Origin of the sequence: Campylobacter sp. US42a (assembly GCF_004379055.1) — a bacterium.
Classification (GTDB): Bacteria; Campylobacterota; Campylobacteria; order Campylobacterales; family Campylobacteraceae; genus Campylobacter_D; species Campylobacter_D jejuni.
Genome location: NZ_RYYK01000009.1, coordinates 1 through 20,807 on the forward strand (window position 1 = coordinate 1; position 20,807 = coordinate 20,807).

The window sequence follows — 20,807 nt, forward strand, 5'->3', positions numbered from 1 at the left end:
ATCTTAATAAACATAAAAGGAAAAATTTGAATTTATCATTTAAAACCTTTGATATTTCAAATAATGAAAGATTAAAAGCTAAAAAAATACAGGGTAAAAAATATGAAATTTTTCTTAATGAAAATGAGCAAAGTCTTATAACTCCTAAAGTATCTTTTAGAGAAATTTTGAGGTATTATTATCTTTACCCAAAAAATGCCATTCCTTCTTTTAAATTACCTTTTTTTAAGCCTGATTTGAGTGATTTTAGCACTCCGCATATTACTTGGCTTGGCCATTCTTCGCTTTTTGCAAGTTTTAAAGAATATAAAATTTTGATTGATCCTATTTTAACACTCATGCTTCGCCCATTTCTTTTATCAACAAGGCTTTTAAAAATGCTCCTGTTTATAATATAAATGATTTTAATGAAATTTTTGCTGTGATTATCACGCATTCGCATTTTGATCATTTAGATGCTAAGAGTGTAAAAGTTTTAAAAGAAAAAGCACGATTTTTTATCACACCTTTAAAACTGGGAAATTATCTAAAAAGCTATGGGGTGAGTGAGAAAAAAATCATAGAGCTTGATTGGTGGAATGGAATAGAATTTGATGATTTAAAAATCATTGCAACACCTGCATAGCACAGTTCAAGTAGAGGAGATGGTAAAAACAAAACCCTTTGGGCTTCTTTTGTGATGAAATTTTTAAGTGTAGATAAGAGAGTGTTTTTTAGTGCAGATGGAGGATATTTTACACATTTTAAAAAATAGGTGAATATTTTGGAAGTTTTGATCTAGCTTGTCTTGAAAGCGGACAGTTTAATATCGCTTGGCCATATTCACACTCTTTTCCTGAGCAAATTTTAAAAGAAGCGAAAGATCTTAATGCAAAAGCTGTTATGCCTATACATTGGGGGAGATTTTTAGCAGGAACTCATGCGTGGAATGAGGTGGTAAAATTTCTTTATGAAAATTTAGATTTACCCCTTATCACACCAAAAATGGGTGAGGCTTATGAAATAGGGGTTAAGTTTAAACAGGATTTTTGGTGGAAAGAAGGATAAATTAACACAAGTTTATAATTTATATTTTGGTTTTTGTTATAGTTTTATAAAACTAAAAAAGGAGATTTTGTGAAAATCATTCAATGGAATAGGGCGGAATTTAGCCCAAAAGAAGTGAAAATCAATGTTTTAATTGACAATGAAAAAGGTAAAGAAATTCAAATTTTATTAGCTAAAGATAGTGTGATGAAAGAGCATAAAGCTCCTTTTGCTATACATGTTCAAGTTTTAAGTGGTAAAATTTGGTTTGAAGTGGAAAAGGAAAAATTTGAATTAAATGCTTTAGATATGATAAGCCTAGAGGCAAATGTAGCGCATTCTTTAGGTGGATTAGAAAATTCTATAATAAGATTGAGTTTAAATAAATCAGATAGTGTTCAAAGGGTAAATGCTGTGCTTAAAAAGCCTTGATTTTATAAGGTTTTAATTTGCCTAAATAATTCTAGGCTTTAACCTAGAATTATTTATAGTTTTTAATGAAATTTGCTATTCTTTCTAAACCTTTTTTGATAAGCTCATCGCTTGTGGCATAAGAAAGTCTGAAGTATCCATCCATTCCAAAACCTATACCTGGAACAACGGCAACTTTTTCTTGTTCAAGCAATTTTTGGCAAAATTTCATAGAATCTTTTTCTATTTTTTGTATATTTACAAAAAGATAAAAAGCACCTTCTGGTTTATAAACACTGATATTTGGGATTTGTTTAAGCATATTTAAAGCTAAATCACGACGTTTTTCAAAAGCTTGACGCATTTTTTCTATATCTTTATCACATTCTCCATTTAAAGCAGGAATGGCTGCATGTTGAGTGATAGAGCAAATATTTGAAGTGCTTTGTCCTTGAAGTCTTTTAACGGCTGAAATTAGGGCTTTATTTTTACTTGCCATATAGCCAAAACGCCATCCTGGCATAGCTCCGCATTTACTAAGCCCGTTAATGGTCACAGTGCGTTTTAAAGCATCTTCGCTTACACTTGCAAAAGCTACAAAATCAAAACCATCATAGCGAAGTTTTTCATACATTTCATCACTTAAAACAGTGATTTGTGTTCCTTCTAAAACTTTTGCAATTTGAGTTAATTCTTCTTTAGAATAAATTGATCCCACAGGATTTGAAGGAGAATTTAACATCAAAACCTTGGTTTTAGCTGTGATAGCTTTTTTTAGTTGTTCAGCGGTAATTTTAAAGCCATTTTCTTCCAAGCCTTCTATAAATACAGGTTTTCCACCTGCAAATTTTACCATTTCAGGATAGCTTACCCAGTAAGGACTAGGGATAATGACTTCATCATCTTTTTCTACCAAACATTCTATACATTCAAAAAGAGAGTGTTTTGCGCCTACATTGGTGATAATTTCGCTTGTTTCATAATCAAGATTATTATCTTTTTTAAATTTGATTTGAATAGCTTTTAATACTTCAGGAATTCCCGCAACAGCAGTGTATTTTCCACATCCTTTTTCAATAGCACTTATGGCGGCATTTTTGATAGTTTGTGGTGTGTCAAAATCAGGTTCGCCTGCTGAAAAACTAATGATATCTTCGCCTTTGGCTTTAAGTTCATTAGCAAGTGCAGTGATGGCTAAAGTGATAGATTCTTCTAAAACTTGAGATCTTTTTGTAAGCATTTTTCAATCCTTAATAATTTTTGTTTAATTTTAGCAGAAAATTGCATTTTTACAATAAATTTAATTTAAAAATGAGTTATAAATTTCAATAAATGTGAAAATTTGTATTAATTTTTAGGAAAAATTAATACGCATAATAATACATATAATTTTATGTATTATAAAAAATTATTATTTTTGTGATTCAGGTTGTTTTAATATAAGATTTTCAAGTTCTAAAATTTTCTTTTCTAACTTTTCTAGTTTGTCATCGCAATTTGCATCTATGGCTCTAATGTTTTTATTTTTACGCTCTTCGATAATATAAGCAGGAATTCCAACGGCAGTTAAATTTGCACCTACATCTTTAACCACTACAGCATTTGAGCCTATTTTGGCATTTTCTCCTATGGTGATATTGCCAAGTACTTTTGCGCCTGAGCCTATGATCACTCCTTTTTTTATGGTTGGATGGCGTTTAGTACCTTTTTCTAGGCTTGTTCCACCTAAAGTAACGCCTTGATAAATTAAAACATCATCTTCTATAATTGCTGTTTGACCTATAACCACTCCATTGGCATGATCTATAAAAACACGTCTTCCAAGTTCTGCGCCAGGGTGTAAATCTACCCCAGTTAAGAATTGTGAAATTCCACTAATCATTCTAGCAATGCGTTTAAAATTTCTTATATAAAAAAAATGTGCAAAGCGGTAATTTACTACAGCCCACACTCCAGGGTAATTAAAAAAAAGTTCTATACAAGAATTAAAAGCTGGATCTTGTGCCTTTGGCTGAGAAAAATCTTCTTTTATAATACCCCAAAAATTCATCTAAACTCCTATGCTTTTTAAATAACCATTATCATTTAAGAAAAGATAAAGTTCCCCTAAAATATGCTTTTTTTGCTTGTCATTTACAAGCTTAGAATTACTTATGCGTTCATTAAGTATATCCATGATAGCGTGTATATCATAGTCTAAATCTTCTAAGGCATCAAGTATGGATTGTGCTTCTATAATCCCCTCAACTTCATAGCCTTTTTCATTGATACTTATAATAGCTTCAGTGGGATGAGTAAAAAGATTGTGTTTCATTCCAAGTACTTCTTGATAGGCACCTACAAGAAAAAACCCTAGAAAATAATTTTCTTTTTCTACATCTACATCGTGTAAAAATAAAGGTTTATCTTTAGAGTATGAAATTTCTCCATCACTATCGCAGGTTATATCCCAAATGCTTGCACTTCGAGTCGGTTCTTCATCTAAGCGATCAAGGGGCATGATAGGGAAATTTTGTTCTAAACCCCAAAAATCAGGTATGCTTTGAAAGAGTGAAAAATTTACCAAATACCTTTCTTGCACTTCATCTTGTATGGCAAGTAAATCCGCAGGATTTTGCTTATCACCTAAAAGCAAGATGGCTTTTTTTGTAATCAAATGAGTTAAAATTTCAGCATTGGAACGATCTTGCAAATCGACATAGCCCAAATCAAAAAGAGTTAAAATACTTTCTAGATGATCTATGCTATCGTGCAAGTATTCTAAAGCATTGGAAGGTTTTATGCTTTTATAAAGATCGTAAAGCTCATCGATAAGTTTTGGATTTTGTTTTTTAAGTATGAGTTTGTTTTCTGCGTATTCTTGAGAAAAAAGTTCTAATACAGGAGCGATTAAAACAGCGTGATTGGCTGCTACAAAACGCCCACTTTCTATGAAAATATCAGGCTCTAAATCTTTTTTTTGTTCGGCTATGTTTTTTAGGATAAAAACTACATCGTTAGCGTATTCTCTTAGGGTGTAATTTCTACTTTTTTCATTTTTAAATTGTGAGTATTCCACAGCTAAACCACCACCAAGATTGATAGCTTTTAGATTTTTAGCTCCCATTTTTCTAAGTTCTGTATAAATATTTCCTGCTTCATTTAAGGCTTTTTTCAAGGGATGAATCTCGGTAATTTGTGAGCCTAGATGAAAGTGAATCATGGTAAATTGTTCTAAAAGTTTGTTTTCTTTGAGTAAATTTACCGCTTCTATGAGTTCAGTGGATGTAAGTCCAAATTTAGAATTAATCCCACCACTTTTTGCCCAAATTCCAACTCCAGCAGAATGCAAACGCACGCGTAAGCCTATATTTGGTTTAGGTTTAAAGCGTTCTTTGGCTATGTCTATGATAGCTTCAAGTTCATTAAGTCCTTCTATGGTTAAAGTGATATTATGTCCCATTTCAGCTGCGATAAAGCCTATATTGATAAGTTCTCTATCTTTAAAGCCATTTACGGTAATAGGTGCACCTTCGTTATTATAAGCCATAGCGAGTAAAAGCTCTGCTTTAGAACCTGCTTCAAGTCCGTAGTTATAGTCTTTTCCAAGCTTTACAAGATTTTTTACAAAACCAGGGTATTGATTTACCTTTAAAGGATAAACAGCGTTAAATCCTCCTTTATAGCCAAATTCTTTTCTTGCCTTGTTGAAATTTCCGTAAATATTTTCAATTTGTTTTTGGATAAGATGAGGAAATCTTAAAAGTAAAGGACCCTTATATCCATCATCTCTTAATTCTTTAACTATATCAATAATAGCGGGCTTTTTTTCGTGATTGATACAAACTTTACCATTTTTGATAATAAAATTTTCATTTCCCCAAATATCAATACCATAATCCATCATAAAACATTCTCCAAATCTACAATTTTAATCAATTTTTCATCCTTGTTTTCCAAATTTTTATAAAACAAACTTTCATTTTGTGCTTCATTTTCTCCCATGCAAAGAAAAATTTCAGCATTATTTTTATCCGCGTTTTCAAGATGTTTAGCTAGTTTTCTTGCTTCATAGCTTAAAAGCACTTTATATTCTTTTCTTAAATTTGTAGCGATATGCAAAAGTTTTTGGATATAAATTTCATCCATAGTACAAAGATAAATTCCTTCTCTTTGGACTTTTTCTTCTTTTTGTTCTAAAATAGCTATAATTCTTTCTATACCCATGGCAAAACCTACACCAAAACCACTTTTTCCATCAAGGTATTCAATAAGTCTATCATATCTTCCGCCCCCAGCAATAGCAGCTTTTGCACCAATTTCATCGCTAATGAATTCAAAAGCCGTTTTAGAGTAGTAATCAAGCCCTCTAACAAGCTTAGAATCCACTTCAAAATCCACTCCATTTTCTTTTAAAACGTTTTGTAAAATTTCAAAGTCTTTTTGGCAAGATGAGCATAAATTTTGATTTAAAAGCGGAACATCGTTAAGTAGGCTTTGACAATGTTCATTTTTACAGTCTAAAACACGAATGGGATTTAAGTTTTTTCTACGCAAACAATCCTCGCAAAAACCTTCTTTGCTGTCTAAAAAATGTATTAAATTTTCACGATATTTTGGCATACATTCTAAACAACCTAAAGAGTTAATCAGTAGTTTAAATTTAATATCTAAGCGTGAAAAAATTTCTACTAACATTAAAATAATACTTGCATCTTCATAAACGCTTGCGTTTCCAAAACTTTCAACGCCAAATTGATGAAATTCTCTTAAGCGTCCCTTTTGGGGTCTTTCATAGCGAAACATGGAACCATGATAAAACCATCTTTTCACACTAGTGTTTTTATCGAGTTTTTTTTCTATATAGGCACGCACCACCCCAGCAGTTCCTTCAGGACGCATGCAAACATGATTTTCGCCTTTATCGATAAATTCATACATTTCTTTACCTACTATATCAGAACTTTCTCCTACGCTTCTTTTAAAAAGGGTGCAAAGTTCTAAATGCGGTGTGTTGATAAAAGTAAAGCCATAGTTTTTAGCTACTTCTTCACAGATTTTAATCACTTTTTCATAATAATATGCATCTTTATCTAATAAATCTTTCATTCCTTTTAAAGCGTTAATCATTGTAAAAATTCCTTTATTTGTTGGTGTAATTTTTCTTTACTTTCTTTTGCGTCAAGTGTTAAAATTTCTATAGAAATTTTTTCTTTTAAAAAATAAAGCACTTTTTCGAGTTTATCTTGTACGCTTAAAAAATACTCAATGCCACGTTTTTCTATGCTATCTAGTTCTTTTTGACTGAGGCGTTCTTGGATAAGGTTTGCATCTCCTTTTAAAAAGATAATTTTTTGTGGAAAAAAATTTTCTAAAGCAAAACTATTTAAAGCAAAAAGCAAATCGTTTTCAAAATCTTTGGCATAAGCCATGCCTGAAATAAAACTTCTATCGCTAATAATGAGTTTGTTTTGATTGGTTTTTAAGATTTCTTCAAAATGTTGAGCACGATCAGCTAAAAAAAGCAAGAGTTCAGCTCTTTTACTAATAGGGTGAGTTTTATTAAGTAAAATTTCTCTTAAATGTTTTCCAAGTTCTGTTCCACCAGGTTCGAGTGTGAAAATGGCGTCTTTATAAATTTCTTTTAAAAGTGAAATTTGTGTACTTTTTCCTACGCAGTCAATGCCTTCAAAAACTACATACAAGATTGATCCTTTAAAAAAGGTAGAATTTCTTTTGGAACAAGAGAACTTACATCACCCCCATGTGCTACTATAGAACGCACAATAGAACTTGAAATAAAAGCATGTTTTAGACTTGGCATAAGATAAATGGTTTCCATATCTTCCCAAAGTGCGTGATTTGCATAGCCAATTTGCAATTCGTATTCAAAATCACTCACTGCCCTAAGTCCACGGATTATAGTATTAACTTTTAATTCTTTGGCTAAATCTACAAGTAAATTATTAAAAGCAATGATTTTAACATTTTTTAAATTTTGTGTTGCAAGCAGGGCTAGTTCTTTGCGTTTTTCTAAATCATAGCAAGGTTTTTTATGTTCACTTTTTGCTATGGCAACGATGACTTCATCAAAAATTTTTAAAGCCCGTTTTATAACATCTAAATGCCCGTTGGTAATAGGATCAAAAGTCCCAGGATATAAACAAGTCATTTTTGCTCCAATTTTTTTTAAAAATATAACAAATTTAAACTAAAAATTTTGCCATTTTTCATATAAATTGTGTTTTATTTCTAAAAGATCTAGCCATTTACCTACGATAAAATTTTCCATTTGCTCTAGATTGTTTGCTTTAGAATAACTTGCGATAATAGGAGGTGCGATGATAACTCCCATTTGGCTAAGTTTTAACATATGTTCTAAATTTAAAGTAGAAAAAGGCATTTCGCGTACACCTAAGATGAGTTTTTTTCTTTCTTTTAGGGCTACTGCTGCAGCACGCATTAAAAGAGTGTCTGCAAAACCAGCGTGAATTTTTGCTAAACTTGAAATCGAACAAGGAGCAATGATAGTTTTTTCTATTCCAAAAGATCCACTTGCTACACTTAGACTTAAATTTTTATCATCTAAAAAATGAGTATATTTAAAATTTTCTTGACAAATTTCTTCTAAATTTGCTTGATTTTCGGCTTTGAAGCTAAGTTTAGCACCTTGAGTTAAAATACAATAAAGTTCGCATTGATTTTCTAAATTTTTTAATAATTTTAAGCCTAAATTGACACTGCTTGAACCAGAAATTCCTAATAAAACCTTCATTGTATAATCATCCTATTTTTACCCACTACGATGCCTTGCATAACTTTACCTTCTTTGTTTTTTGCACGAATCCTTTCGCCCATATTTGCACTTTGCAAAGCCACAAGTTCGATTAAAACATCAACATTTGCTTCGCTTAAAACCCCGATTATAGGATCATTTCGGCGTATTAAAGCTGTGGTTTTAAACATATTTGCTCTTAAAATGGCGTTTTTGTTAATATTGCTTTTAGCTACAAGATTATCCACATCATCTAAGGTTAAGGCATTTAAAGGAACTTTATCAAAATCAATCAATACGCTTTTATAGTCAAAAGCTCCAAGTTTATCTCCTCTTTTTATAGCGCGTTCGCTTTTCAAAACTTCTAAATTTGCTTGAATGAAATATCTAAAAAATACATTTTTTTGTATATTTTGCGGAGTTTTAAATTCAGCCCTTAAAAAGCCTTGTGCTTGATTAAAACGTCCATTAGCGATTCTTAGAAATTCATATTGATCAAAATCTTTAGGCAGTGATGTTATTTTTAAATCAATTTGAGAAATTATAATTTTAGGAAAATTATTTCTAAATTCTTTAGCTAGTGCTGTTTTGATTTCTTCTAAACTAGCTGCTTGGATATAATTTATCACAATAAAAAAAGTTAAAAAAATAATTTTCATTTTTATCCTAAGAATTATAATGCAATAAATAGTATTTTAGCTTTTATAAGTTTAACAAAGCCTTTAGAAGGCTTTGTATAGAGTTAAAAAGTAGGGATAACAGAGCCTTTATATTTTTCTATGATAAAATTTTTAATTTTATCGCTTGTTAAAATTTCTTTAATAACAAGACTTTTTTGACTTGTTTCTTCACCTTTTCTTGTAGCTAAAACAATAGCATATAAACTATCTTTATCTTCCATAAAAATACCATCTTTAAAAGGGTTTAAACCTGCTCCAAGAGCATAGTTTGTGGTAATAACAGCCAAATCAGTATCATTTAGGGCTCTTGGAAGTTGAGCGGCTTTAAGCTCTATAAATTTAAGTTTTTTTGGATTTTTACTTATGTCAATAGGGGTTTTAAGGGTGCTTTGACTTTTAAACTCTATTAAATTTGCTTTAGCTAGTAAATCAAGAGCTCTGCTTTCATTGGTAGCATCATTAGGTATAGCGATTTTAGCACCATTAGGAATATCTTTTATATCTTTTATGGAGTTAGAATATATAGCCATAGGAACTAAAACAATAGCACCTAAAGAACTTAAATTTGTTCCTTTGTGGGTATTAAAATCATCTAAAAAAGGTTTATGCTGATATAAATTTGCATCTAAATCTTTTTCATTTAAAGCGATATTAGGTATATTATAGTCATTAAATTCCTTAACTATTAACTTCCAACCTTTTTCTTGAAATAAGGGTTTGGAGAAATTTAAAATTTCAGCATAAGGCGTTGGTGTTGCACCTATGATTATGGTTTTATCTGCTCCAAAACTAAGGCTAATTGTAAATAAAACACTTAAAAATATTTTTTTAATATTCATGCTATACTCCTAAAAAGCTGGGATTAATATATCTTTATAATGTTCATTAATGATGGCTTTAAATTTATCGCTTCTTAAAATTTCATCAATTACTTTGGTCTTTTCGCTATTTTTATCTTCTGAGCGTACCACAACATAATTTACATAAGGGCTATTTTTATCTTCCCTAAAAATAGTATCTTTACTTGGATTCAGACCGGCTCCAAGTGCGAAATTAGAATTAATTATAGCAATATCAACATCATCTAAAGCTCTCGGAAGTTGTGCGGCTTTAAGCTCTATAAATTTAAGTTTTTTTGGATTTTTGTTTATGTCCAATGGGGTTTTTAGAGTATTTTTGTTAAGCTCTATTAATTTTGCTTTCTCTAAAAGCTCTAAAGCTCTACTTTCATTGGTGGCATCATTAGGTATAGCAACTCTAGCACCTTCTTTAAGATTTTCTAAATTTTTGATTTTTTTACTATAAACTCCTACTGGAGCTATAAGTACAGGCGTTGTTGCAATTAAATTTGAACCTTTCTTTAGGTTGTATTCTTCTAAAAAAGGTTTGTGTTGATATAAATTTGCATCAAGTTCTTTTTCCTCTAATGCACGATTGGGCAAAATATAGTCTGAAAATTCTACTATTTTAAGCTCATACCCTTTGTTTTTAAAATCATCTTTCATTAGTTCTAGTAAGCTACCAAAAGGATTTGGAGTGGCTCCTATAGTAATGTTTTGTGCAAATAGACTAGATAAATTTAGAATGCAAGCGAGTATAATAATTTTAAATAAATTCATAAAAACTCCTTTGTATTTAAGAAAAAAGTCCCTAGGCAAGGGACAAAATTAAAAAGCAGGTAAAACAGATCCGTTGTATTTTTCTATGATAAATTGTTTGATTTTATCACTTTGTAGAGCTTGGATTAAGGCTTTGATTTTTGGATCGTTTTCATGTCCTACTCTTACAACAAGAATGTTTGCATACGGGCTTTCTTTATCTTCGATAAATACGCTATCTTTTGCAGGATTTAGATTTGCAGAGAGAGCGTAGTTGGAATTAATTACAGCAAAATCAACATCATCTAAAGCTCTTGGAAGTTGTGCGGGCTTTAATTCTACAAATTTAATTTTTTTAGGATTGTCTATAATATCAAGAGGTGTTTTTAAAGCCTTATCTTTAAATTTTACCAAACCTTTTTTTGCAATAATATCTAAAGCTCTACTTTCATTGGTTGGATCATTTGGAATGGCGATTTTAACCCCTTCTTTAATATCATCTAGACTTTTATATTTTTTGGAGTAAACAGCCATAGGTTCTATGTGTATGGCAGCTACTTTGATAAGTTTGGTGCCTTTGTTTTTATTAAATTCTTCCAAATAAGGAGTATGTTGGAAAAAATTTGCATCGGCTTCTCCGTTATCAACAGCTAGATTAGGTAAAACATAATCCGTAAATTCTTTGATTTCAAGTTTATAGCCTTGTTTTTCTAAATCAGGTTTTACTTGCTCTAGGATTTCAGCATGAGGGACGGGAGTTGCTGCAACTGTGATGGTTTCTAATGCATTTGCATTAAGACTTAATGTTAAAATACTTGCTATAAATAAAGATTTGATTTTCATTTTTTTCCTTTTTAGTCATTTTGTGCTTGCTTTAATCTTAATAAATTCACTCTGACTATCAGGAAGAAGCATATAAAAACTTGTTGATAGTCAGATTAACGCATCTGATACATCATTTTAATTCCTTTAATTTTTTGTTTAAATTTTACTTAAAAAAACTTATACTTATCTTAAAAGGAGATATAATCTCCTTATTTTTTGAAACCTTTATAAAGCAAACTTCCTAAAAATAAGATAAAAACAATTGCTTGCCAAAAGAAATTTTCATCATTGTTTATATTGATAACTATGCTAATTCCAAGTAAAATCAATAGAGTGGCGATGATATATGTAGTTTTACTATTTTTAGCCCAAGTATAAAATAAATTACCTAGAATTTGAACTAACTGAACTAATATAAGTAAAATAACTACAGTTTGAATCATAACTTCTTTGTTAAATCTTTCATAACCATAGCGAATAGCGACATCTCCCAAACCTCCACCACCGACAGTTCCAGCAAGAGCAGAAAAACCAATGGTAAAGATTAAAGTTAGGGTAATTCCGCTAATTATAGCAGGAAGAGCCTCACTAAAGATAACCTTGAAGATAATTTGAATATTGCTAGCACCATAACTTTTTGCAGCTTCTATGATTCCTTTGTCTATTTCTTTAAAAGCGCTTTCAAGCATCTTTGCCAAATAAGGAGCTATTCCGATAGCTAAAGGAACTATGGCAGCATTTGTACCTATGCTTGTCCCTACTATGATTTTAGAAAGTGGTAAAAGAACAACTATAAGAATTAAAAATGGAAAGGCGCGTAATATATTTGTAATAAAATCTAAAATACTATAAGCGATTTTATTTTCTTTAATTCCATTTTTATCCCAAATAGCAAGTAAAATTCCAGGAATGATAGCCAATAAAAATCCAAATAGTACAGCCATTAAACTCATATAAATTGTTTCATTAAGCGCAGGTTTTAAAATGTTTTCATAATTTTCACTGAAACTTGTAATAGAACTTAAACTCACTTCTTTAATATCCTGCCAAGAAAATTCATTAAAAAATTGAGAAATTCTACTAAAAAAAGCACTGATGATAGAGATGTTTTCTTCATTCATGATGCCACCTCCCATAATACTCCACTTTTTTCTATGTAATCAAGAACCTTGTCTTTATCCTTTTCATTTATATTTATAACTAAATTTCCCAAGGCTTTTCCATTAAGTTTTTCTATTTTACCCCAAACTATGTTAAAGTCTATATTTAGAGTTCTTGTCATATGAGTGATGACGCTATTTTGGGCAACTTCTTTTGGAAAGTAAAGTTTGATATTAAGTCCGTGCTCAGGCAAGAAGTCACTTTCTCCTAAAAATTCTTTCATTTTGGCATTAGGCCTTAAAAAAAGCTCATCAATTGCTCCACTTCCTATGATTTGCCCATGTTCAAGTAATAAAGCTTTTTGAGCTATGTCTTTTACTACATCCATTTCGTGAGTTACTAAAACAACAGTAATCCCAAATTCAGCATTGATTTTAGATATAAGCTCTAAAATATTTTTTGTAGTGTTTGGATCAAGAGCCGAAGTAGCTTCGTCACTAAGTAAAATTTTTGGGTTTAAAGCTAAGGCTCTAGCAATAGCAACGCGTTGTTTTTGTCCCCCACTCAGTTCTCTTGGATAGGATTTGTTTTTATGATCAAGTCCTACGATTTCAAGTAAGGAATTGACTTTTTGGGCAATTTCTTTTTCGCTCATGTATTCTTTATTAAAAAGCTTGGCATGAAATTTACACTGAGTATAGTGTGTTCTTAAAGGCATAGCAACATTTTCAAATACATTTTTGCGCTCCATTAGGGCAAAATTTTGAAAAATCATCCCTATATCTTTTCTAAGCACTCTTAGCTCTTTTGATTTTTTTTGACTTAAATCTTTAATTTCCTGATCAAAGACTTTTAAGCTTCCTTCTTGATAATTCTCAAGTCCATTGATACATCTTAAAAGAGTGGATTTTCCAGCTCCACTATGACCTACTATGGCGTAAATTTCACCCTTTTTAATCTCCAAAGAAACATCGTTTATCACGAGTTCCTTGCCATAATATTTTTTTAAATTTTTTATTTTTATCAAATTTTTAACCTTTTAGATTTTGAAGTTCAACTGATATTTTTTCAAGTTGAATTTTTAAATTTTCTAGAGCTTCTTTATTTTGCTCAACCACCTCTTTAGGTGCGTTAGCGATGAATTTTTCATTACAGAGCATAGAATTAAGCTTAGCACTTTCTTTTTCAAGCTTATTTTTTTGATTTTCAAGTCTTGTTAAAATACCACTTAAATCAACATTTTCAAGCGTAATAAAAATTTCTAAATTCTCGCTAACATCACATATTGCCTTTGGTAATTTTTCTTCACTAAATTCTATTTGCTCGCACTTTGCGAGCATCATGATAAAATTCATATAAGCTTTGATTTCATCTTTGATTTTTTTATCGTTAAATTTGATATAAACTTTTTCTATTTTAGAATTTCCAAGATCGATTAAACTTTTAGCACGGCGGATACCAACTATGCTTTCTATGAGCAAAGAAAAGATTTTTTCTATATTTTTATCTTGTTCTTTAAATTTTGGATATTTGCTTATCATAATAGAAGGGCTTGTTTTAAGTTCTGTATCGCTTAGTTTATGATACAAATATTCACTGATAAAAGGCATAAAAGGATTTAAGAGTTTTAAAGCTTCTTTGAAAATACTACCAAGTTCTTTAACGCTCGATTTTTCTGCTTTGCTAAGCTCTATACCCCAATCGCAAAAATCATCCCAAAAGAATTTATATAGAGTATTGGCTGCATCATTAAAGCGATAATTGTCTAAATTTTCTCTTACATCCTTAACACAAGTTTGAAATTTGGTATAGATATATTTTGCTAATTCTGAATGAAGTGTGATATTTTCCAAATCTTCAAATTTACTTTCATTTAAAAGCAGATAATTTGTAGCATTATAAATTTTATTTGTAAAATTTCTAACTTGTAAAAGTTTATCATTGCTAAGTTTAATATCGCGTCCTTGTATAGCAAGAAGTGCTAAAGTAAAGCGTAAAATATCAGCACTATATTCTTTAATACTTTCATTTGGATCGATGACATTTCCAAGACTTTTACTCATTTTTCTACCTTGCTCATCTTTCACAAGAGCATGTAAATAAATATCTTTAAAAGGAAGTTGATGTAAGGCATTGGTGCTTTGAAACATCATTCTAGCCACCCAGAAAAATAAAATATCAAAACCTGTAATGAGTAAAGAATTAGGATAAAAATCTTTTAAATCCTTTTCAGACCAAATTTTATCTTTACCCCAATTTTCATTCCCCCAGCCTAAAGTGCTCATAGCCCAAAGTCCTGAAGAAAACCAAGTATCAAGCACATCTTCATCTTGTTTGAAATTTTGACTTTGACATTTTGGACAAGTTTTAGGCGTATGTTGGCTTGCCCATTCATGAGAGCATTCGCAATAATAAACAGGAATTTGATGCCCCCACCAAAGTTGTCTTGAAATGCACCAATCTCTTAAATCTTTCATCCAAGCATTAAAGCTATTTATCCAGTGATTTGGATAAAATTTGCTTTCGCCAAGTGCAACTTTTTCTATACTTTCTTGGGCGATTTCTTTTTTTACAAACCATTGCTTGGAGATATAAGGTTCAACTACATTGTTGCAACGATAACAATATCCTATTTGATTGTTATGTTCTTCTATTTTTTCTATAAAGCCAAGATTTTCAAGTTTGGCTACGATTTTTTCTCTTGCTTCTAAGCGTTCTAAACCTTGAAACTCTAAACAATGTTCGTTTAAAATTCCTTTTTCATTAAAAACGCTTATAAATTCTAAATTATGTCTAAGTCCTACTTCATAGTCATTCATGTCATGAGCGGGAGTAACTTTTACAACTCCTGTTCCAAATTCTTTTTCTACATGCTCATCAGCTATGATTTTAATGGCTTTTTTGCTTATAGGCAAAATCACTTCTTTGCCCACAAATTTAGTATAGCGTTCATCATCGGGATGTACCATAACTGCAGTATCGCCAAAAAAAGTTTCAGGACGCGTTGTGGCTACTACTAAAAATTCATCGCTGTCTTTTAAAAAGTATTTAATATGATAAAGTTTTCCTTTGTTTTCTTTGTATTCAACTTCTATATCACTTAAAGCGCCATCGTGAGTACACCAATTTATCATGTAGTTTCCACGTACAATAAGTCTTTTATCATAAAGTTCCACAAAGGCTTTTTTTACGGCATTAACCAAACCTTCATCCATAGTAAAACGCAAGCGACTCCATGCAGGAGTGATGCCTAGTGTTCTCATTTGGTCTAAAATTTTTCCACCGCTTTGCTCTTTCCATTCCCAGACTTTTTCTATAAATTTTTCTCTACCTAGCTCTTCTTTTTTAATGCCTTGAGCAAGGAGTTGTTTTTCTACAACATTTTGAGTGGCAATACCTGCGTGATCAAGTCCTGGTTGATAAAGAACCTTATAACCGTCCATTCTTTTATAACGCGTCATAATGTCTTGCAGAGTAAAAGTTAAAGCATGTCCTATGTGTAAAACTCCCGTGACATTAGGAGGAGGCATCATAATGCAGAAATTTTTATCTTTTTCTTGTATGGTTTTATTGCCATCGATCTCAAAATATCCGCGTTCTTCGCAAATTTGATAATACTCTTTTTCTAAATTTTTATCATACATTATTTGCCTTTATTGTTTTAGCTTATTTAATAGAGCTAATTTCTATAATTTCACAAAACGGGAAGAAATATTGTGCTGTATTAAGTCCAGTTTTCAAACTTTTGATATGTTTAGAAAAATCACTTCCTTTGCCGTCTTTTTTAATTTGAAGTTTAAGTCTTTCTAAAATTTCTTCACGTGCTACATGTTCATTTAATTCTTTTGGATTGTTTAAATATGGGCTTAATCTATCTAAACTAATATATTTATAAGCTTTTTTCATATCTGAAAAGATAATTTCTTTGTTATAGATAGTTAATTTCATTTCCCCTTTTGGTAGCATTTTAACAAAAATACTTAGATAATAATCTTTTGCATTATCTTGTATAACGCTTAGCATATCTTTTAACAGATTGATTCTGTATTGGCTTAAAAATTTTCCATCTAAAATGTAAACTTTCATATTTTCTGTGCTAAGCTCAGGTTCTAAACGACTGTTTTTTCCTATGCTTAGATATTCTCTAGCGGTATTTAGATATTTATTTTTGTTTGATTTGTTTGATTGAAGTTCTTTTTTTACAGCTCTTTCTCTTTCTAAGATCTTTTGTTGTTTGCTGATTTCTTTTTTAAGAGCTTCTATTTTGGCTTGTTTATTTTCTTGTTTTAATTTTCCTTTATCCGTATCTAAAATTTGCTTATTTTCATTTGTATTAATATTATTACTTGTATTGGTATCATTATTTAAGCTTTGATTGTTTTCGCTTATTGATGTATTAAATGTATCGTTATTTAAGCTTTGATTTTCATCTAATAGGTTTGTTTCTTGCTTTTGGATGGTATTGTTATTAATATTTATATCTGATGAACTATTGTTGGTTTGGATCGAGGGTGAAATCGAGGGTGAATAGGAATTATCGTAGTTATTGGTATACGATTTTTGTTCGGTGTAAGTGTTGGTATTTAAGGTGTAATTCTTTGGTTTTGAATATTCAAAAAGATAATAATATGCCCCACCTAATATCACAATAACAGCAATTAATATGCCAACAATAATAGAAAAAATTTTCAAATTCATTTGCTATCCCTTAAAAACAGAAAGTTAAATAATTTTAGCATTGTACTATAATCTAATATAAAGTAATTTTAAATTTTTATATTTTTAAGTAAATTTTTTTTATAATTTTAACTTTTATAAGGAAAATAATGCCACTTTCAAAATTAAATAATGAACAATATCTTGCTGCTACTGCTGATTTTGGACACAATCTTGTTATTGCAAGTGCAGGGACGGGAAAAACTTCTACTATTGTTGCAAGAATTTCTTATCTTTTAAGCAAGGGAGTGGCACCGCAAAAAATCATGCTTTTAACTTTCACAAACAAAGCCAGCAAAGAAATGATAGGGCGTTTAGGGAAATTTTTTGATAAAAATATTACCAGTAAAATACTTGCAGGAACTTTTCATAGTACGGCTTATACCTTACTTAGAAATGCGGATAAAAATATAGCCTTAAAACAAGCAAGCGAACTAAAAACTTTACTTAAAAGTGTCTATGAAAAAAGAACTTTTAGACATTTAAGTGATATAAAACCTTATCAATCAAGTTATTTATATGATCTTTATTCTTTGTTTCAAAACAAAGCGCACAATCAAGATTTTTATACTTGGTTTTGCCAAAACTACGAAGATCAAAGTATTTATGCTGAAATTTATGAAGATATTTTAAAAGAATATGATAATGAAAAAAAGCGTTTTAATTATGTAGATTTTAATGACTTGCTTATCAATCTAAAAGATCTTTTAAAAGAAGAAAAATATGAATTTGATGAAATTTTAGTAGATGAATATCAAGACACAAATACTTTGCAAAGTTCCTTAATAGAGGCTTTTCATAGTAAAAGTTTGTTTTGCGTAGGGGATTATGATCAAAGTATTTATGCTTTTAATGGAGCGGATATTAATATCATAGGTGGGTTTAAAGATCGTTTTAAAGATGCAAAAATTTTTTCTTTAAATAAAAACTACCGTTCATCAAGAAGTATTTTAGCTTTGGCTAATAAAGTGATTTTAAATAACGAAAGATTATATCCAAAAGAACTTATTGTTACAAGAAATGATGAGTTTAAAGCCCCATCTTTGCTTACTTTTGAAGAATTATTTGATCAGTATCAAAATATAGCCAAAATGATACTTACAAGCGGAGTAAGTTTGGAAGAAATTGCTGTGATTTTTCGCAACAACTCAAGTGCTGATGGGGTTGAAGTAGCTTTAAGGGAGCAGGGCATTGCAAGTGTGAGAAAGGGAAGTGGAAGTTTTTTTGAAAGTTTGGAAGTTAAAGCTTTTAGTGCTATGCTTGCGCTTGTGGTAAATCCTAAGGATATTATGGCTTTTATTCATTTGGTTCAATATACCAAAGGTGTGGGTGGAGTTTTAGCAAAAGAAATTTTTGACGCACTTTTAAAATTAGGGCATGGAAATTTAATAAAAGGTTTTTTAGATCCTGATAAAAATGTAAATTTGCAAAATCATCAAAAAAGAAATTATCAACTTGGGCTTTTTGCAGATTTGGAAGAATTAGCCAGCGAAACTCGTTTTAAATTTGAGAGTGAATTTGATGCACATCCTATTTTAAGACTTTCAAAAATCAATGATTTGTGCGCTAGAAATTTGGAAAAAATCTATCTTTTTTTAAAAAAAGCTATGGAAATAAAACACTCTTTGGCTTTGGTAAATTTAATTTGCGAAAATTCTTTTTATAGAGAAATTTGTGAAGAACTTGCAACCAAAAGAGCGACAAATAAAGCAGGGCAGGTGGATTTATTAAGAAAGAGTGAAAATTTAGAAAAAATAGAAACAAAATTCAATGTCTTAAAAGAGCTTACAAAAAATTATAGCGATATTTACAAGTATTATAATTTTCTAACTTTAGGTGCAAGCGAAATGAGTAGTGGCAAAGGAGTTAATTTGCTTAGTGTGCATGCGAGTAAAGGCTTGGAATTTGATCTTGTTTTTGTGATTGATCTTGCGCAAGGTCGCTTTCCTAATCAAAAGCTTATGGGAATGGGTGGAAGCTTAGAAGAAGAAAGAAGACTTTTTTATGTTGCGGTAACTAGGGCAAAAAATATACTTTATTTAAGTTATGCTAAATATGATAAAAACAAAAAAACTTCTTTTGCTCCTTCTCGTTTTCTTATAGAAGCAGGGCTTTGCAAGGGAGAGTTAACTATAGATTGATAAAATTTCCTTTCAAGTAAGTTATATTATTAAAGAAAGGTTTATTTTATGAAAAAAATATTAATTTTAAGTTTAGTAGCAGCAAGTTTTTTAAATGCTGAAATTTTAGTTTATGGTCCAGGTGGTCCTGCTCCTGTACTAAAAGAGCTTGCTTTAAAATTTGAAGAAAAAACAAAAGAAAAGGTGATTGTAACCGCAGGTCCAACTCCAGCTTGGATAGATAAAGCAAAAGAAAATGCAGATTTGATTTTTTCAGGCAATACTTCAATGATGGATGATTTTGCTAAAAAAATTTCAAGTTTAAGTTTGGAAAATTTAAGCGTTTTAAATGTGCGTCCATCAGGTATTATCGTGCGTCCAAATAATCCAAAAAATATTAAAAATTTTGAAGACATTTTAAAAGATGGCGTAAATGTTATGGTGGTTGATGGTGCAGGACAAGTTGGACTTTATGAAGATATGGCTTTAAAAAGTGCAAAAAGAGAAAATTTGGTAAAATTACGTAAAAATATAAAAATTTATGCTAAAAATTCCAAAGCTGCTGTAGATGAGTGGAATAACAATCCAAATATTGATGCTTTAATCATTTGGTCTCATTGGGCAAAGGCTTTAGGCGATGATAAAGCTTTATTTATCAAAGATAAAAATGCGGTGATTTATCGTGCAGCTGAAATAGCTCCTACAAAAAAAGGTTTAGAAAACAAAAAAGCTTTAGAATTTGTAGATTTTATTAAGAGTAAGGAAGCTCAAAAAGTGTGGAAAAAATATACTTGGAAAGAAGTAAAATAATTTTCAGTGAAATTAAAAATAATTAATATTTATAGGATATAATCACTCCTAAAACATTAATTGTAATAATGTTTAAAATATCAAAAAAGGAAATTAAATGAGTACAGTAAATTTTAAAGGAAATCCTGTAAAACTTAAAGGAAATTCGGTAGAAGTTGGAGCAGATGCTCCTAAGGTAAATCTTAAAGCTAAAGATTTAAGCGTGATTGAAATCGGTGCAGCGGGTAAAACTCAAATCATTTTAAGTGTTCCAAGCTTAGATACACCAGTTTGTGCTACAGAGGCTAGAGAATTTAATAAAAAAGTAGCCAGTTACAATGGTGCTGAAGTGATTGTAGTAAGTATGGACTTGCCTTTTGCTATGGGAAGATTTTGCAGTACAGAAGGTATTGAAAATTTAAGTGTTGCAAGTGATTTTGTAGCAAAAGAATTTGGTGAAAAATATGGTGTTTTGATAAATGAAGGTGCTTTAGAAGGGCTTTTAGCTCGTGCCGTATTTGTGATTAAAGAGGGTAAAGTGGCATATAAAGAACTTGTAAATGAAATCACAGAAATGCCAGATATTGCAAAACTTGATGCATTTTTTGGTGGTTCTAGCTGCTGCGGTGGTTGTGGTTGCCATTAATTTTGATTAAGCCCATTCTTAGGGCTTAATTTTTACATCTTCATTTTTTTATTATTTTAAGTTGATTATATTTTAATTGTTAAGTTGATTATTTTTAATATTTATTTTGTGTAAGAAAAATATAAAAAGGACAATAAAACT

At 30.5% G+C, this 20,807-nt stretch carries 19 protein-coding genes and 1 pseudogene; 5 read left to right on the forward strand and 15 right to left on the reverse strand.

The features are described from left to right. Positions 1-26 precede the first annotated feature (26 nt). Positions 27-1,047: pseudogene (locus ELQ10_RS07955) on the forward strand (MBL fold metallo-hydrolase). Between the two features lie 69 nt (positions 1,048-1,116). Continuing rightward, positions 1,117-1,458, forward strand: a complete 342-nt coding sequence (locus ELQ10_RS07960; RefSeq protein WP_002871440.1) for a cupin domain-containing protein — start codon at positions 1,117-1,119, stop codon at positions 1,456-1,458. A gap of 49 nt (positions 1,459-1,507) precedes the next feature. Here the strand turns inward: ELQ10_RS07960 and ELQ10_RS07965 are convergent, their stop codons facing one another. From ELQ10_RS07965 to ELQ10_RS08035, 15 genes are all read right to left on the reverse strand, one after another. Further along, positions 1,508-2,677, reverse strand: coding sequence for a pyridoxal phosphate-dependent aminotransferase (locus ELQ10_RS07965; RefSeq protein ID WP_134250431.1), 1,170 nt, complete (start codon positions 2,675-2,677; stop codon positions 1,508-1,510). Positions 2,678-2,848: 171 nt separating this feature from the next. Continuing rightward, the gene (gene cysE / locus ELQ10_RS07970) at positions 2,849-3,487 is read right to left on the reverse strand and encodes a serine O-acetyltransferase (RefSeq protein ID WP_002893248.1); all 639 of its coding nucleotides are present in this window, start codon (positions 3,485-3,487) and stop codon (positions 2,849-2,851) included. Continuing rightward, positions 3,488-5,323 (reverse strand): biosynthetic arginine decarboxylase, encoded by a 1,836-nt coding sequence (gene speA / locus ELQ10_RS07975; protein ID WP_032595244.1) that lies wholly within the window; start codon positions 5,321-5,323, stop codon positions 3,488-3,490. It abuts the gene before it with no gap. Continuing rightward, on the reverse strand, positions 5,320-6,546 hold the full coding sequence (gene hisS, locus ELQ10_RS07980; protein ID WP_134250432.1) for a histidine--tRNA ligase: 1,227 nt from the start codon (positions 6,544-6,546) through the stop codon (positions 5,320-5,322). Before hisS ends, speA begins: the two co-directional genes overlap by 4 nt. Further along, positions 6,543-7,121 carry a dTMP kinase gene (tmk, locus tag ELQ10_RS07985; protein WP_134250433.1) on the reverse strand — a complete coding sequence of 193 codons (579 nt, stop codon included), beginning with the start codon at positions 7,119-7,121 and terminating at the stop codon, positions 6,543-6,545. The genes hisS and tmk overlap by 4 nt, the downstream gene beginning before the upstream one ends. Then, entirely contained in the window at positions 7,112-7,588 is a 477-nt protein-coding gene (gene coaD, locus ELQ10_RS07990; RefSeq protein ID WP_002880643.1) for a pantetheine-phosphate adenylyltransferase, read from the reverse strand. Before coaD ends, tmk begins: the two co-directional genes overlap by 10 nt. Positions 7,589-7,627: 39 nt before the next feature. Further along, positions 7,628-8,191 (reverse strand): UbiX family flavin prenyltransferase, encoded by a 564-nt coding sequence (locus ELQ10_RS07995; RefSeq protein WP_052834597.1) that lies wholly within the window; start codon positions 8,189-8,191, stop codon positions 7,628-7,630. Beyond that, the gene (gene flgA, locus ELQ10_RS08000) at positions 8,188-8,850 is read right to left on the reverse strand and encodes a flagellar basal body P-ring formation chaperone FlgA (protein WP_002852578.1); all 663 of its coding nucleotides are present in this window, start codon (positions 8,848-8,850) and stop codon (positions 8,188-8,190) included. The genes ELQ10_RS07995 and flgA overlap by 4 nt, the downstream gene beginning before the upstream one ends. A gap of 83 nt (positions 8,851-8,933) precedes the next feature. Beyond that, positions 8,934-9,710, reverse strand: coding sequence for a MetQ/NlpA family ABC transporter substrate-binding protein (locus ELQ10_RS08005; RefSeq protein WP_134250434.1), 777 nt, complete (start codon positions 9,708-9,710; stop codon positions 8,934-8,936). 9 nt (positions 9,711-9,719) lie between these two features. Beyond that, positions 9,720-10,490, reverse strand: coding sequence for a MetQ/NlpA family ABC transporter substrate-binding protein (locus ELQ10_RS08010; RefSeq protein WP_002857015.1), 771 nt, complete (start codon positions 10,488-10,490; stop codon positions 9,720-9,722). A 48-nt stretch (positions 10,491-10,538) separates the two neighbouring features. Beyond that, complete coding sequence (locus ELQ10_RS08015) at positions 10,539-11,312, reverse strand: MetQ/NlpA family ABC transporter substrate-binding protein (RefSeq protein WP_002872575.1); 774 nt, start codon at positions 11,310-11,312, stop codon at positions 10,539-10,541. A gap of 191 nt (positions 11,313-11,503) precedes the next feature. Further along, positions 11,504-12,415, reverse strand: a complete 912-nt coding sequence (locus tag ELQ10_RS08020; protein WP_002893142.1) for a methionine ABC transporter permease — start codon at positions 12,413-12,415, stop codon at positions 11,504-11,506. Then, positions 12,412-13,422: a methionine ABC transporter ATP-binding protein gene (locus ELQ10_RS08025; RefSeq protein WP_134250435.1), complete on the reverse strand. Its 1,011-nt coding sequence runs from the start codon at positions 13,420-13,422 to the stop codon at positions 12,412-12,414. Before ELQ10_RS08025 ends, ELQ10_RS08020 begins: the two co-directional genes overlap by 4 nt. 4 nt (positions 13,423-13,426) lie before the next feature. After that, positions 13,427-16,039, reverse strand: a complete 2,613-nt coding sequence (locus tag ELQ10_RS08030; protein WP_134250436.1) for a valine--tRNA ligase — start codon at positions 16,037-16,039, stop codon at positions 13,427-13,429. Positions 16,040-16,061: 22 nt separating this feature from the next. Beyond that, a complete protein-coding gene (locus tag ELQ10_RS08035; RefSeq protein ID WP_134250437.1) occupies positions 16,062-17,093 on the reverse strand; it encodes a hypothetical protein in 1,032 nt (343 codons plus the stop codon). A gap of 128 nt (positions 17,094-17,221) precedes the next feature. Here ELQ10_RS08035 and ELQ10_RS08040 point away from each other — a divergent pair, with 128 nt between their 5' ends. The 3 genes from ELQ10_RS08040 (at position 17,222) to tpx (ending at position 20,666) form a co-directional block, all read left to right on the forward strand. Then, positions 17,222-19,252, forward strand: a complete 2,031-nt coding sequence (locus ELQ10_RS08040) for an ATP-dependent helicase (protein WP_002893136.1) — start codon at positions 17,222-17,224, stop codon at positions 19,250-19,252. Between the two features lie 48 nt (positions 19,253-19,300). Beyond that, the gene (gene peb2, locus ELQ10_RS08045; RefSeq protein WP_074484176.1) at positions 19,301-20,041 is read left to right on the forward strand and encodes an AcfC family adhesin PEB2; all 741 of its coding nucleotides are present in this window, start codon (positions 19,301-19,303) and stop codon (positions 20,039-20,041) included. A 97-nt stretch (positions 20,042-20,138) separates the two neighbouring features. Next, a complete protein-coding gene (gene tpx, locus ELQ10_RS08050) occupies positions 20,139-20,666 on the forward strand; it encodes a thiol peroxidase (protein ID WP_002856712.1) in 528 nt (175 codons plus the stop codon). Positions 20,667-20,807: the final 141 nt, after the last annotated feature.

Bases quoted from the DNA above. Each gene is read 5' to 3' on its own strand.
- ELQ10_RS07965 (WP_134250431.1), bottom strand. From the start codon at position 2,677: ATGCTTACAAAAAGATCTCAAGTTTTAGAAGAATCTATCACTTTAGCC.
- cysE (WP_002893248.1), bottom strand. From the start codon at position 3,487: ATGAATTTTTGGGGTATTATAAAAGAAGATTTTTCTCAGCCAAAGGCA.
- speA (WP_032595244.1), bottom strand. From the start codon at position 5,323: ATGATGGATTATGGTATTGATATTTGGGGAAATGAAAATTTTATTATC.
- hisS (WP_134250432.1), bottom strand. From the start codon at position 6,546: ATGATTAACGCTTTAAAAGGAATGAAAGATTTATTAGATAAAGATGCA.
- coaD (WP_002880643.1), bottom strand. From the start codon at position 7,588: ATGACTTGTTTATATCCTGGGACTTTTGATCCTATTACCAACGGGCAT.
- ELQ10_RS07995 (WP_052834597.1), bottom strand. From the start codon at position 8,191: ATGAAGGTTTTATTAGGAATTTCTGGTTCAAGCAGTGTCAATTTAGGC.
- flgA (WP_002852578.1), bottom strand. From the start codon at position 8,850: ATGAAAATTATTTTTTTAACTTTTTTTATTGTGATAAATTATATCCAA.
- ELQ10_RS08005 (WP_134250434.1), bottom strand. From the start codon at position 9,710: ATGAATATTAAAAAAATATTTTTAAGTGTTTTATTTACAATTAGCCTT.
- ELQ10_RS08010 (WP_002857015.1), bottom strand. From the start codon at position 10,490: ATGAATTTATTTAAAATTATTATACTCGCTTGCATTCTAAATTTATCT.
- ELQ10_RS08015 (WP_002872575.1), bottom strand. From the start codon at position 11,312: ATGAAAATCAAATCTTTATTTATAGCAAGTATTTTAACATTAAGTCTT.
- ELQ10_RS08020 (WP_002893142.1), bottom strand. From the start codon at position 12,415: ATGAATGAAGAAAACATCTCTATCATCAGTGCTTTTTTTAGTAGAATT.
- ELQ10_RS08030 (WP_134250436.1), bottom strand. From the start codon at position 16,039: ATGTATGATAAAAATTTAGAAAAAGAGTATTATCAAATTTGCGAAGAA.
- ELQ10_RS08035 (WP_134250437.1), bottom strand. From the start codon at position 17,093: ATGAATTTGAAAATTTTTTCTATTATTGTTGGCATATTAATTGCTGTT.
- ELQ10_RS08040 (WP_002893136.1), top strand. From the start codon at position 17,222: ATGCCACTTTCAAAATTAAATAATGAACAATATCTTGCTGCTACTGCT.
- peb2 (WP_074484176.1), top strand. From the start codon at position 19,301: ATGAAAAAAATATTAATTTTAAGTTTAGTAGCAGCAAGTTTTTTAAAT.
- tpx (WP_002856712.1), top strand. From the start codon at position 20,139: ATGAGTACAGTAAATTTTAAAGGAAATCCTGTAAAACTTAAAGGAAAT.